General features: G+C 70.7%; 9 protein-coding genes, 3 tRNA genes and 1 pseudogene. 5 read left to right on the top strand and 8 right to left on the bottom strand.

Annotated features, from left to right (window positions below):
• Positions 1 to 21: 21 nt before the first annotated feature.
• A complete protein-coding gene (locus BM127_RS19840) occupies positions 22 to 1,089 on the bottom strand; it encodes a zinc metalloprotease (RefSeq protein ID WP_139227816.1) in 1,068 nt (355 codons plus the stop codon).
• A gap of 85 nt (positions 1,090 to 1,174) precedes the next feature.
• On the opposite strand from BM127_RS19840, the gene BM127_RS19835 reads away from it, so the two are divergent.
• From BM127_RS19835 to BM127_RS19820, 4 genes are all read left to right on the top strand, one after another.
• Positions 1,175 to 2,140, top strand: a complete 966-nt coding sequence (locus BM127_RS19835) for a YihY/virulence factor BrkB family protein (protein WP_091201520.1) — start codon at positions 1,175 to 1,177, stop codon at positions 2,138 to 2,140.
• 94 nt (positions 2,141 to 2,234) lie between these two features.
• A complete protein-coding gene (locus tag BM127_RS19830; protein WP_091201650.1) occupies positions 2,235 to 3,230 on the top strand; it encodes a potassium channel family protein in 996 nt (331 codons plus the stop codon).
• 11 nt (positions 3,231 to 3,241) lie between these two features.
• The gene (locus BM127_RS19825; RefSeq protein WP_091201518.1) at positions 3,242 to 3,865 is read left to right on the top strand and encodes a hypothetical protein; all 624 of its coding nucleotides are present in this window, start codon (positions 3,242 to 3,244) and stop codon (positions 3,863 to 3,865) included.
• A gap of 465 nt (positions 3,866 to 4,330) precedes the next feature.
• Positions 4,331 to 5,110 carry an MBL fold metallo-hydrolase gene (locus BM127_RS19820; RefSeq protein WP_091201516.1) on the top strand — a complete coding sequence of 260 codons (780 nt, stop codon included), beginning with the start codon at positions 4,331 to 4,333 and terminating at the stop codon, positions 5,108 to 5,110.
• Between the two features lie 10 nt (positions 5,111 to 5,120).
• Here the strand turns inward: BM127_RS19820 and BM127_RS19815 are convergent, their stop codons facing one another.
• The 3 genes and pseudogenes from BM127_RS19815 to BM127_RS19800 form a co-directional block, all read right to left on the bottom strand.
• The gene (locus BM127_RS19815) at positions 5,121 to 6,461 is read right to left on the bottom strand and encodes a chloride channel protein (protein WP_157829575.1); all 1,341 of its coding nucleotides are present in this window, start codon (positions 6,459 to 6,461) and stop codon (positions 5,121 to 5,123) included.
• Positions 6,462 to 6,573: 112 nt separating this feature from the next.
• Positions 6,574 to 7,800 (bottom strand): annotated as a pseudogene (locus BM127_RS22935) (cation:proton antiporter).
• A 53-nt stretch (positions 7,801 to 7,853) separates the two neighbouring features.
• Positions 7,854 to 9,107 (bottom strand): cation:proton antiporter, encoded by a 1,254-nt coding sequence (locus tag BM127_RS19800; RefSeq protein WP_091201507.1) that lies wholly within the window; start codon positions 9,105 to 9,107, stop codon positions 7,854 to 7,856.
• Positions 9,108 to 9,352: 245 nt separating this feature from the next.
• On the opposite strand from BM127_RS19800, the gene BM127_RS19795 reads away from it, so the two are divergent.
• Positions 9,353 to 10,984 (top strand): CHAP domain-containing protein, encoded by a 1,632-nt coding sequence (locus tag BM127_RS19795; protein ID WP_091201505.1) that lies wholly within the window; start codon positions 9,353 to 9,355, stop codon positions 10,982 to 10,984.
• A 177-nt stretch (positions 10,985 to 11,161) separates the two neighbouring features.
• Here the strand turns inward: BM127_RS19795 and BM127_RS19790 are convergent, their stop codons facing one another.
• The 4 genes from BM127_RS19790 to BM127_RS19775 all read right to left on the bottom strand — a co-directional run bounded on the left by BM127_RS19790 (position 11,162) and on the right by BM127_RS19775 (position 12,530).
• Positions 11,162 to 11,992: a glycosyltransferase family 2 protein gene (locus tag BM127_RS19790; protein ID WP_091201503.1), complete on the bottom strand. Its 831-nt coding sequence runs from the start codon at positions 11,990 to 11,992 to the stop codon at positions 11,162 to 11,164.
• A 246-nt stretch (positions 11,993 to 12,238) separates the two neighbouring features.
• Positions 12,239 to 12,313 (bottom strand) — tRNA-Val (locus tag BM127_RS19785).
• Positions 12,314 to 12,349: 36 nt separating this feature from the next.
• A tRNA-Cys gene (locus tag BM127_RS19780) sits at positions 12,350 to 12,420 on the bottom strand.
• A 37-nt stretch (positions 12,421 to 12,457) separates the two neighbouring features.
• Positions 12,458 to 12,530, bottom strand: a tRNA-Gly gene (locus BM127_RS19775).
• Positions 12,531 to 12,560 lie beyond the last annotated feature (30 nt).

Here is a 12,560-nt window from a genome sequence, read left to right as displayed (position 1 = left end):
GATGTGGCCGGACCGGAACACTCAGTCGAGCGTCGTGGCGACCGGGACGGGCAGGCGACCCAGGACGGCCTTGCCGCGCGAGCGCAGCGGCCGGATGCAGCCGGCCTGGAGACCGACCTTGCTCAGGCCGTTGAGGTCACCGGCCTGGTAGCTGAGCGGGAGGTCGTAGAGCTCGGCGCCGGCGGTCATGTACTGGTCCGTGGGGCCGACGTGGCCCAGGCCCATGGCGTGGCCGACCTCGTGGAGGGTGAGCTGCTGGAACTGCGCGGCCGTCATGGTCGCGGTGTCGTCGAGGTCGTAGATCACGCCACCGTGGATGGTCTGCAGGATCCGCTTGCCGCGGGCGTTGCGCGCCCACCGGGTGCGGTCCGAGCCGCCGCGGGCGGCCACCGTGGGGCCGAGGTCGAGCTTGGTGTCGGCATCAGTGGTGAACGCGAAGACCAGCTGGGGGTCCTTGCCCTTGAACCTGCGGTCGAAGGGCATCGCGCTCGTCTCGCCCTTGAACCTGAACCGCACCCCGGTGGCCTGTGACACCAGCGCCATCGTGTTCTGGATGCCGGCCGACACCGTGGCCGCGTCGGGCGTGGCCCGCGAGGTGTTGATCCCGTAGGTCACCGTCCGGCACGGGTTGAACCTCTCGCCGTAGCGGCTGAGCGGCGCCCACGACGAGGGGGAGCCGAGCGGGACGTAGGCCGGGACCACGCTCATCCTGTGGGCGCGGGAGGTGTCGCCGCGGAACTTGCGGGTCTTCACGACCCGCGTGCGGAGCTTGGTGGAGTAGAACCAGTCCGTCGGGACGGTGATGGCGTAGGCGCCGGAGCGGCTGGACCTCACCTTGTCCACCTTGCGCCAGCCCGATGCGATCTTCTGCTCGAGGACGACGGTGCGCTTCTGCTTGCCCTTGTCCTTCACCGTGCCGGACATCGCCACTGCACCGCCGGGCGTGGCCACGTCGACGCTGGGGGTTCCGGACAACCGCGTCTTGCGCGGGGCGGCCTCGGCGGGAGCGGCCAGGAGCGAGACGGTCAGCACGCTGGTGCTGAGCATCGCGACGGCAGCCAGGACGGGGGGGCGCGGGAGTCGGTGCATGCGGGTGACGCTACCCACGCCGCCGATCCGGAAACCCGCGGCACGGGATCGTCTCGACAGGGAGCCCAATGGATAGCGTGGCGCCATGGTCGAGGCGAGCGAGGAGAAGCCTGCGCCGCGCCGCGTCGAGGTCCTCGCCCGACGCTGGGGCGAGCAGCTGTGGCGGATCATCGTCACCACCGTCGGCTCGTGCCTGCGCCACCGCGTCACCGGACTGGCAGCGGAGGCGGCGTTCTTCGCCGTGCTGTCCGTGCCGCCGCTGATCTTCGCGCTCGCCGGGTCCATCGGCTTCGTCAGCGAGCGGTTCACCGCGACCCAGCTCGAGGACATCCGCAACGCGGTGCTGGAGGTGTCCCGGCAGGCGTTGACCGAGCGCGCCGTGAACACGATCATCCGGCCGACCATCGACAGCGTGCTCGACGGCGGCCGCTACGACGTGATCTCGATCGGCTTCGTCCTCGCGCTGTGGTCGGGCTCGCGTGCGCTGAACGTCTTCGTCGACACCATCACGATCATGCACGGTCTCGGCGGTCAGCGGGGGATCGTCGAGACGCGAGCGCTGTCCTTCGTGCTCTACGTCCTCGCCATGGTCACCGGGGCGGTCAGCATCCCGCTCGTGGTGGCCGGCCCCACGCTGGTCGACCGGGTGCTCCCGCCTCGCCTCGACTTCGTCAACAGCCTCTACTGGCCGGTCGTGCTGGCGCTGTGCATCTGCTTCCTCGCCACGCTGTTCCACGTGTCGGTGCCGGTGCGGACCAAGTGGCGCTTCAACCTGCCCGGCGCCACCTTCTCGCTGTTCTGCTGGGTCACCGGCTCGTACGTCCTGCGCTGGGTGCTGACGGTCACCGCGGCCGAGTCGCGATCGATCTACGGGCCGCTGGCCGCGCCCATCGCCGTGCTCCTGTGGCTCTACCTCCTGGCGCTGGCCGTGCTCATCGGGGCGGCGGTCAACGCGGCCTGCGACACGGTCTTCCCGCAGAAGAGCACGACGCGCGCACGGCTCGAGCTCATGCAGCGGCTGCGCGAGCGCATCAGCGTGCGAGACTCCTGACGTGTCGACGTCCAGCCACCAGCCCAGCGTGGGCCGGGTGTCCCTGCCGGAGCGCAACCGGTCGCCGTGGTGGGAGCTGGGCCGACGGCTGCTGATGGCGGTCGCCATCCTCGTCGGCACCGTGCTGCTGGTCTACTTCGACCGTGACGGCTACGTCGACGGCAACGACCCCACGAACACGCTGAGCCTGCTCGACTCGTTCTACTACACGACCGTCACGCTCAGCACGACCGGCTACGGCGACATCGCGCCAGTGTCCGACCAGGCCCGGCTGGTCAACGCCATCATCATCACCCCGGCCCGCATCGCGTTCCTGGTCCTGTTGATCGGCACCACCCTCGAGGTCCTCGCCTCGCAGGGACGCGAGATGATCCGGGTCTCCCGGTGGAGGAAGAAGATGGATCAGCACGTCGTCGTCGTCGGCTACGGCACCAAGGGCCGGAGCGCGATCGAGACCCTGGTCAGCAACGGCTACCAGCGCGAGGCCATCGTGGTCGTCGACCCCAACCCGGTGGCGGTCGCCGACGGCAACCGCGACCAGCTCGTCGTGATCGCCGGCGACGCCACCCGCCGCGGCGTCCTGCGCCAGGCCGGTGCGGAGAAGGCGACGCACGTCATCATCACCACCGACCGCGACGACTCCAACGTGCTCGTCACGCTGACCGTGCGGCAGCTCAACCCCGACGCGTGGATCGTCGCCGCGGTGCGCGAGCACGAGAACGTCCCGCTGATGCGCCAGTCCGGCGCCAACTCGGTCATCACGTCCTCCGACGCCGTCGGTCGCCTGCTCGGCCTGTCGTCGATGTCGCCGATGCTCGGCTCGGTGATGGAGGACCTGATGACCTACGGCGAGGGCCTCGAGGTCGCCGAGCGCGACCTGCTGGTCAACGAGGTCGGCAAGCAGCCCCAGTCGCTGCCCGACCAGGTCATCGCGGTGATCCGCGACGAGAAGGTCTACCGCTACTTCGACCCGGTGGTCTCGCTGCTCGGCCGCGGCGACCGGCTCGTGGTCGTACGTCCGGCCAAGGAGCTGCCGTGGGCGCCCCGCCCGGGCACCCACGGCGAAGAGCTGGCCGACGAGGACGACTGACGCGTGACGTCATGATCGCCTCGCACGCGCACCGCTTCGTCTTCGTCAAGACCCGCAAGACCGCCGGAACCAGCCTCGAGATCGCGCTCTCGCGCCACTGCGGCCCCGAGGACGTCGTCACCCGGATCAGCCCGGAGGACGAGGTGCTGCGCGCCGCCGCCGGGGGAGTGGGCCCGCAGAACGACGACACCGACCCCAGCTCGTACGCCCACATGGGCGCCCGCCGGGTGATCGAGGTGATCGGTCGCGACACGTGGGACGCCTACTTCACCTTCGCCGTCGAGCGGAACCCCTACGACGTCGTCGCGTCGTCCTACCGCTACAGCGCGCGCAAGCCGACCTTCACCAAGACCTTCGCCGAGTTCGTCCGGACCCCGCGCCGGATGGAGCGGCTCGCCCTCAACGAGCGGCTCTACCGCCTCGACGGCCGGGTGGTGGTGGACCAGGTCTACCGCTACGAGGAGCTGCCGGCCGCGGTCGCGGACATCTCGTCGCGCCTGGGGCTGTCGCTGGACCTGCCCCACGCCAAGCAGGGGAGTGGGGTGCACTACCGCGAGCTCTACGGACCGGGGGACGCCGAGATCGTCGCCGAACGGTTCGCCCGGACGATCAGTCATTTCGGCTACAGGTTCTGAGCCTTTGCAGGAGTCACCGCTTCAGCGGTGACTCCCGCACTGCTGGGCCGTTGCAACGGCCGACCAGCGACAGACTTCCCCCACCGCTGGTGGTCGAGGGGCTGCTGTGATCCACGGACCCCGCTCGCGCGAGTGCCCCGATGGGTCGGGGGCTTGCGGTCGCTGGTCGGGTCGAGCGCGCTCATGAGGAACAGGAGGCCTCCGATACCGGCGAGGACGCCCAACACGGTCAGCAGGTCGACGAAGGTGTTCACGGGCTGGAGTACCCGCGCCGGCCGACTTCATGCGTACTCCCACCGGCGGCACCGGTGGGAGTACGTCGAGGGCACGCGGCACTCACTCGTTGCGGGGGAGGCCGTGGTCCGCTCCGGGCTCCTAGGTTCACCCCATGACAGGCGACCCCGGCACGACGGCAGTGGTTGCCGCGCTGCGGACGGCCGACGGGGACCGTCTGGCGAGGTCGACATGACGATCTCACTGACCTGGCTCGGCCACGCCACCGTCGTGCTCGACATCGATGGGGTACGGCTGATCGCGGACCCGCTCCTCCGGCGGCACAACGGCGTCCTCCGGCGACGTGGGGGCCAACCGGACGACAGCGCCTGGTCGGGCGCACACGCCGTGCTGCTCTCCCACCTCCACCATGACCACGCGGAGGTCGCCTCGCTCCAGATGCTCGGCGACGTGCCGGTCCTGACCGCGATCGAGAACGCGGCGTGGGTCGACCGGAAGGGCTTGGGCGGACGGGGGCTCGGCGAGGGGGAGTGGGTGGGCGTCGGTGACCCGGACGGGGTCACCGTCCGGCTCGTGGACGCCGTCCACCACTCGCGTCCGATGCCCCACCGACCCAACGCTGCCAACGGCCACCTCGTCCGGGGGCGGTCGGGCGTCGTGTGGGTCGCCGGGGACACAGATCTCTACCCCGCCATGTCGGACCTCGCCACCCTGGCGGGCGCCCCGATCGACGTCGCGGTGGTCCCCGTCGGCGGATGGGGTCCGCGGCTCTCGCCCGGGCACATGGGACCCGAGGAGGCCGCGGAGGCGTGCCGACGGTCGGGGGCGAGGTGGGCCCTGCCGGTCCACTGGAAGACCCTTCATGCCCCGGCGGGACGCACGTTTCCCAAGGGGTGGATGGACTCGGCCGGACCACGATTCACCGACGCGCTCGCGCAGCTGGCCCCCGCGTGCGAGGCCATCGTGGTGGACGTCGGCGGCTCACGGACGGTGTCCGCCGACGGTCCATGACGGGAGGGCCTCAGGTCGTGGGCCCCGGAGCCGCCCCCACGAGCACCCGGAGGCGGGACGAGCTGCTCAGGCGCTCCTCCGTGACCAGCGCGACCACCACCGCGAGGATCACCACCGGCACGAGGTCGACCGCTGCGTCGCCGAGCAGCAGGGCGACGAGCACGACGCTGGTCACGGGGAGTCCGGTGACGGCCATGCCCGCCCCCATGCCGATCGCGAGGGCAGCGACGAGACCCAGACCCGGCAAGAGGTCGGCAGCGAGCACTCCCACCCCGGCCCCGAGCAGGATGGCGGGGAAGACGGGTCCACCACGGAACGTGCCCAGGCACACGGCGTACGCGACGGCCTTGCACAGCACGAGGGCCACCAGCGCCGCGGTCGACCACGCCGCCGGGTCCTCGGCCAGGTCGAACAGCGTCGCCTGCCCGGAGAGCGCCACCTCCTCGGGGGATCGACCTGTCATGAGGGCGTACGCAGCCGCCGCCGTGCCGGCCACGACGCCGGCGACCACGGTCGTGGTCATCACGTGCGCCTCGGCGAGGCGCGCGGTCAGCCGTCCGACCGCGCAGACCACCCACGTGCCGACGGCCACGACGACGGCGAGGGGCAGCGCCCACGCGACCTCTGCCGCTGTCAGGCGGGCCGGGGCGAGGCCGGGAAGTGCCAGTGCTCCGATCTCGAAACCGGTCCAGCGGCCGAGGCCAGTGAACAGGAGTGCCCCGACCCCGCTCGAGACGAGGCACGGCAGGACGACGAGCATCAACGCTCGGCGCGAGAGACCGAGCACCTCGAGGAAGATGACGGCGGCGACGAGGGGACTTCCGAAGATGGCCGAGATCGCCGCGGCAGAACCCGCCGCCGCAAGGAGAGTCGCCGTCGTGGGGTCCGCCCCCGAGCTCGTACGCCTGATGGCCAGGAGCGCGAGCCCGCTCCCGATGGCGACCAGCGGCGCCTCGGGTCCGACGACCGCTCCGCCGACCAGGCTGGCCGCGGCTGCGAGCACGACGCCCGGCAGCGCGGCCGGAGGGGTGGCACCGGCGCCGAGGCCCGCGACCGGAACGTGGCCGCCGTGTCCCGGCAGGTGGAGGACCGCAAGCGCGACGACCAGGCCGGCGAACCCGATCGTCAGGACCGGCCACCACGGGGGAGGTGTCGCATGGCCCAGGGCCGCCGGGAGGTCGTGCCACACGACGTGCTCGAGCTCGTGCACGACGGCCAGGAAGGCGAACGCGACCAAGGACAGCGGAAGGCCCAGGAGCCCGGCGGTGAGCAGCAGCCTGAGGTAGCCGGGGCTGTGCAGGACGTCCGTCGGTCGCGGGCCCGGGCCGTCCGGATCCGCGGGGCCTGTCACGCGAGCACCTTCGACTCGGGCATCTCGGTCCTTCTCGTCGCCGCAGGAGCGGACGGCCGACGGCGCGTCCGCCCCCAGCGTCCAGAGGGCTCGCCCGTCCGGGCTCACCTGTTCAGGGTGAGAAACCAGGCACCGGCGGTGGTGCGCCCGGCGGATCGTGCGCGCGAGCCGACCTGCCGAGCCACGCGCTCAGCGGCGGTGCGGTGAGCCCGTGCCCGACGACGCTGAGGACGACAGTCGTGGCGACCGTCGCCACGACGGTCGCCGCTCCCGGCCCGCCCTCGAGCGCGTCGTTGGCGATCAGCGCGAAGACGACTGACGGAAGCCCCCTGGGCCCGAACCAGCCGATGAAGAGGCGGGAGCGGGCATCGAGTCCTGACCCGGTCAGGCTGAGGGCCACCGGTCCCATCCGGAGCACCGTGAGCGACGCGACGGCGATCGCCACGGACTGCCACTGCACGAGCGCCGCCACGTGGGTGGCGGTCGCCGCGCCGAAGAGCATCCAGGCCGCGCACCCCAGCAGGGCGGAACCGAGGCGCGTGAGCTCGAGGTCGGCGGACGCTCGTACGGGCGATGCGTGCGTGGCGGCCTAGGTGATGCCTGCGACGTACGCCGCCATGAACCCGTTGCCGCCCAGGAGGTCCGCGCCGTAGAAACACAGGAGGGGGACGGCCAGCACGGCCATCGGCAGGATGCTCTCGTCGGTCCAGCCACGGCGGCGGGCATGATCCAGGGACCGGCCCACGCCGAGCCCGACGAGGGCTCCCAGCGTCACCCCGGTCGCGATGGCGACCACCGCCTCCAGCGCTCCGTGGTCTCCACGGGACGACGTGTGCGTCCCGGCTGCTGCCGCGATGGCGAACAGCACCACAGGGGTGGCCAGTCCGTCGTTGAGCCCGCTCTCGAGGTTGAGCAGGCGGCGGACCCGGACCGGCACCGCGGGGTTGAGGACGGTGGCCGTCGCCAGCGCGGAGTCGGTGGGAGCCAGGGCGGCAGCCATCACCAGGGCGAGCCACACATCGAGTCCGGGGAGGAGGACACGGATGAGCACGAACGTGGCTGCCAGTGACATCGGCAGCGCGACGAACAGGAGTCGCCCGGTCAGCGCCCACTCGGTGCGGAGGTCACGGGGCCGCAGCTCCGCGGCACCGTGGAAGAGCAGCAGCGCGAGGGTGAGCTCGGCCACCACCTTGATGGTGGAGCCCTCGAGCTCGTAGAAGCGCGTGCTGCCGAGGACGAAGCCGGCGAGCATGAAGACCATCGGTGCGGAGACGTACGCCCGACCTGCCCGTGCAGACAGTGCACCGAACACGATCACGACCAGCGCGAACAAGCTCATCGCCGCCGACACCGGTGGTCCTTTCGTCCGTGGGGCACCGCTGACCGTGCCTGCTAGTGCAGCATCTCCTCCGTGGACGCCGTCTCACCCACCGACTCGAGGGCCGACTTGAGGAAGAACGGCCCGACGGCCTCGTTGAGCACGACGGTGCCGATCACCACGGTGGCCAGGGTGGCGCCGAACTTCGGGTAGGTCTCGGCCACCGTCGCGGCGAGGGCCAGCGCGATGCCCGCCTGCGGCACGAACGCCCTCCAGGCGACCTTCTTCACCTCGTCGCTCTGACCCGCGATGCTCACCGCGGCCCGCGAGCCCACCCACAACCCGCCACCCCGGACCACCCAGAGGAGGGCCGCGGGTACGGCTGCCGCGAGGAGCGCGTCGAGGTGCAGGCCCAGGCCGGTCAGCGTGAAGAAGACGACGTACACGGGCGGCGCGATCCGCTCGAGGATCTCGCTGAAGGGCTTCTCCGCACTCGTGTTGGCCACGAGGACCCCGGCGATCATCGCCACGAGGAGCGACTCCACCTCGGCGTGGACGTCGAGCTTCTCGACGGCCCACCGGACGGCGAGGACGGCGATCCAGACGCTCGCGGCCGAGGCCGCCACGATCAGGACGGCCGCGACTGCGAAGGACTCGGTGCGACGGACGACGACGATCAGGAAGCCGCCGACGACCAGCCCGGCGGTGACCGACAGCAGCAGACCGACCGAGATCCCCCCGACCAGGCTGGCCACGCTCCCGCCTCCGCCGAGCAGGGCGTTGGCCGCGGTCAGCGCGACGGAGAAGCCGACCACCACCACGACGTCCATCACCACGGTCGCTCCCAGCACCAACCGGGTGAAGGGACCCGAGGCGCGGGACTCCGAGATCACCGCGATCGCCTCGGGTGGGGAGAGGGCCAGCATGATCGTGCCGGTGAGGAGGGCCGCGGAGACGGTCACCGACGTCGGCTGGTCGCGCAGGACGTAGATGACGATCGCCGACGTGAAGAGCGGCACCGCGAGGCTCATCCCGACGACCTGCAGGGCGATCGGACGCAGGAGGGGCCGGATGGCCGGCCACACCAGGTGGCTGCCCGCCACGAAGCCGATCACGCCGAGAGCCACGGCGGACACGGCGGGGAACGCCACGTCGGCTCCCTCGCGGGCGCTCGAGATCACCAGGCCGGCCAGCGCGCCCACGGCGAGATAGATCGGCAGCCGCGGGACGTGGCGCTTGGCCAGCAGCTCGCCCGCGACGTAGGCCACCGCGCAGATCGCCAGGAGAACGATGATGCGGGCCACGTCCACGACTGCCTCCTCGGTCATGCCTCGGGCGCGTGCCCGTCGCGGTCATGCAACCGCCGCTCGCCCGGTGACGCCTCACCCGCGGTGGGTGAGTCACCGGACGCTGCTCGTACGTCCGCGCCTACGAGGCGCCCTCGAGAATTACACGGTTGATCTTCACTCAACGGCGTGGCGTGCTTGACTTTTGGCTCATACGATCGCTTCTCGTGCACCAAAAGCCACATGAACCCCATGCGTCACAGCCGCTCGTTTCCCCGACGTCGGCCGTGGTCGACGTCCTGCGACGGGCTGCCCGTACGGCGCTGCTGGCCACCGGGGTGCTCGCCCTCCTGCTGTCGGTCCTGCCGAGCACCACGAGCCGGATCAGCCTCGCGTCCTCGACCTACCTGTGCTCCGGCTACCAGGGATGCGAGGCCGCCGGGCTCGGCAACGGGGGCTACCGGCAGGCCTCCTCGACGATGTACTGGCGCATGTACACCGGGCACAACTGCACCAACTACGTGGCCTACCGGCTCATCCAGTCGGGGATGCCGGACGTCCGGCCGTGGGAGGGCAGCGGGAACGCGTCCAACTGGGGCGTGGCGATGGCTGGCATCACAGACCAGGTGCCCACCGTCGGCTCGATCGCCTGGTACAAGCCCCACGTGACACCGGCCGGGTCGTCCGGCCACGTCGCCTACGTGGAACAGGTCATCTCCGACACCGAGATCATCGTCTCCGAGGACTACTGGGGCGGCGACTTCTACTGGCGCCGCATCACCAAGTCCGGCGGAGGCTGGCCGAGCGGATTCATCCACTTCAACGACCGGGTCGTCCAGCCCACGTCGCCCCCCACCATCACCGGGTCACCGATGGTCGGGGCGCCGCTGGAGGTGGCAGCCGGAGCATGGACACCGGCGCCCACCAGCGTCACCTACCGCTGGCTCGCGGACGGCGCGGCCATCCCGGGCGCGACCGGGCCTGGCTACGTGCCCACGCCCGACGTCAAGGGCAAGGCCCTGACCGCCGAGGTGACAGCCCAGCTGAGCGGATACACCCCCGGCGCGGCGGTCCTCGCCACCGCGCCCGTGGCACCCGGCACGTTCCAGCCCACCCAGCTGCCCACGATCCAGGGCGCTCCGGAGGTCGGCACGACGCTTGCGCTCACCCCGTCGTCGTGGACGCCGCAACCCGCGAAGGCCGTCACGCAGTGGTACGCGGACGGCAATCCACTTCCCGGTGCCACCGGCACGACGCTGACCCTCACCCGCGACCACCTCGGCGCGTCGATCAGCGCGCGCGTCATGGCGAGCGGGAAGGGCTACCTGAAGTCGAGGTCGACCGCGCCGGCGACCTCGCCCGTCCTGGCCAAGCCGCTCACGCTCGTCAGCCCGTCCCGGGTCAAGGGCACGCCGGTGGTGGGGACCAAGCTCGCCGTACGTCCCGGGGTCGTCCGGCCCAGCGGTGCCTCGGCGACCTACCAGTGGCTCCGCGACGGTCAACGCATCGCCAAGGCGACGAACCGCACCTACACGATCCGCCGCGGCGACCTCGGTCACGGCCTGTCCGTGGAGGTCACGATGGAGCGGCGGAACTTCCGCTCCACGACGGAGACCGTCGCCGTGGCGGCACCCGTGACGGTCCTCCCCGAGATCCGGGTCTCCTCCGAGACCAAGCGCTCGCGCGTCGCCGTCGACATCCGGGTCAAGGCCCCGGGCGCAGGCAGGCCGGCCGGCGTGGTCACCGTCAGCGTCGGGGGACGAACGATGGAGGGCCAGCTCGTCGACGGCACGGCACGCCTCGTCTTCCGTGACCTGCGGCCGGGCACGAAGCCCCTGGTCGTGCGCTACGCGGGGAGCGACCTCGTGCAGCCGGGGGTCTCGCGCTCGACGGTGACGGTCTCGCGCAGCGGGTCGTGAAGTGGGGGTCGCACCTCGAGTGGGCAGTGCCGACAGCGAGACGGGTCCTACGCCAGGCGGGCGACGTAGTGTCGGCTTACGAACTGGCCGCCGCTACGCCGTGGCCGTCGGACGACGAGTAAGGGTGCCTGCCGTTGAGGCGCGGCGCGGCATTTGCTGCAGCCAGAGCTGCTCAGGTCAGGCGCGACCTTGGAAGCGTCGTCGTAGCGCTCCTGCCCGGGCGACGGTGTCCTCGACTCGTCCGTAGCGGCGCTTGAAGTGCGCCAGCATGTCCCACTCGCGTTGGTGCCGGACGATCATCTCTGCGAGCGCGTCGGCGTGCTGGACGTACAGCGCGTGGTTGGTGGCGAAGGTGTACGCGAACGCGTCGACCCGGTCGCGGTGTGTCATTCTGTCGGCCATCGAGCCGACGGTGTCCCGGTAGCGGAAGAGAATGTCGTCGAGGCGGACGACGTCTCGCCCCAGGCCGAGGATGCGGATCCAGAAGTCGTAGTCCTCGTAGCCGACGCGCAAGTCCGTGGAGTAGCCGTTGGCCTCCTGCCAGTCGGAGCGACGGAACATGCCGCACGGGTGGATGATGTTGCGTTCGAACATCGTGGAGAGGTCGAAGTCGGGCAGGTCCCACTGGCCGGTGGAGGCGCCGAATCGCTCGGCGCGGGCGTACACGATCCCTACGTTGGGTTGCCCGTCAAGAACAGCAGCCGCTTGAGCTGCGTATGTAGGGCGGATCTCGTCGTCGTGGTCGAGGGGCAGGATGTAATCCCCGGCGGCGTCCTGGATGCCGCGATTGCGTGCGGCACTGAGTCCTTGGTTGTCCTGATGGATCACTCGCACCTCACCGGCGCCCTCGAGCTCGCCGAGCGCCCGCAGGGTCTCGGTTTGAGTCGAGCCGTCGTTGACCACGATCACCTCGGTCTCGGGGTGGGTCTGCGCAAGGGCGGACGAGACGGCCGCGTGCACCATGTCGGTGCCGTTGTAGCAGGGAATGACGATCGAGACCTTGGTCATGGCGTGAGGCTACTTCGCGAGATGGGATTTCATCAGGACGGCGAACAAGTCCGAACGGCCACTCAGGGCGGGGGCCGTCCGACCGGTAGCCGCGCTGGACACGCCCTGGGTGCGGGTGGACTCGGAGCGAGAGCTGGTTCTGGCGGGGCACGGCTCGTTTCGTACCGTCTCGCGCACGAGGCCGGCTCACAACAGCGAAGACCCCGCCTCCCGGAGAGGGAGGCGGGGTCTTCGCTGCGTGCTTGCTGGTGGGCGATACTGGGTTTGAACCAGTGACCTCTTCCGTGTCAAGGAAGCGCGCTACCGCTGCGCCAATCGCCCGGGTGTTGAGTTGTTCGGTGCTACATCTCTGGGGAGAGGTGGGTACGGGATTTGAACCCGTGTAGACGGATTTGCAGTCCGTTGCCTCGCCTCTCGGCCAACCCACCGTGGAGGTTCCGAAAAATGTACGGGGGAGACCTTCCGAGCGGACAACGAGACTCGAACTCGCGACCTCAACCTTGGCAAGGTTGCGCTCTACCAACTGAGCTATGTCCGCCTGCATCCTGCCACCGGCGAACCGGCTTCA

The sequence above is a fragment of the Nocardioides alpinus genome (genome assembly GCF_900112035.1).
In the GTDB taxonomy this organism is placed as follows: Bacteria; Actinomycetota; Actinomycetes; order Propionibacteriales; family Nocardioidaceae; genus Nocardioides; species Nocardioides alpinus.
This window is presented reverse-complemented; position numbering and strand designations above follow the sequence as displayed.

Excerpts from the sequence above, each read along its gene's own strand:
- BM127_RS19825 (WP_091201518.1), top strand. The coding sequence starts at position 3,242 with ATGATCGCCTCGCACGCGCACCGCTTCGTCTTCGTCAAGACCCGCAAG.
- BM127_RS19840 (WP_139227816.1), bottom strand. The coding sequence starts at position 1,089 with ATGCACCGACTCCCGCGCCCCCCCGTCCTGGCTGCCGTCGCGATGCTC.
- BM127_RS19800 (WP_091201507.1), bottom strand. The coding sequence starts at position 9,107 with ATGACCGAGGAGGCAGTCGTGGACGTGGCCCGCATCATCGTTCTCCTG.
- BM127_RS19835 (WP_091201520.1), top strand. The coding sequence starts at position 1,175 with ATGGTCGAGGCGAGCGAGGAGAAGCCTGCGCCGCGCCGCGTCGAGGTC.
- BM127_RS19820 (WP_091201516.1), top strand. The coding sequence starts at position 4,331 with ATGACGATCTCACTGACCTGGCTCGGCCACGCCACCGTCGTGCTCGAC.
- BM127_RS19790 (WP_091201503.1), bottom strand. The coding sequence starts at position 11,992 with ATGACCAAGGTCTCGATCGTCATTCCCTGCTACAACGGCACCGACATG.
- BM127_RS19830 (WP_091201650.1), top strand. The coding sequence starts at position 2,235 with ATGGCGGTCGCCATCCTCGTCGGCACCGTGCTGCTGGTCTACTTCGAC.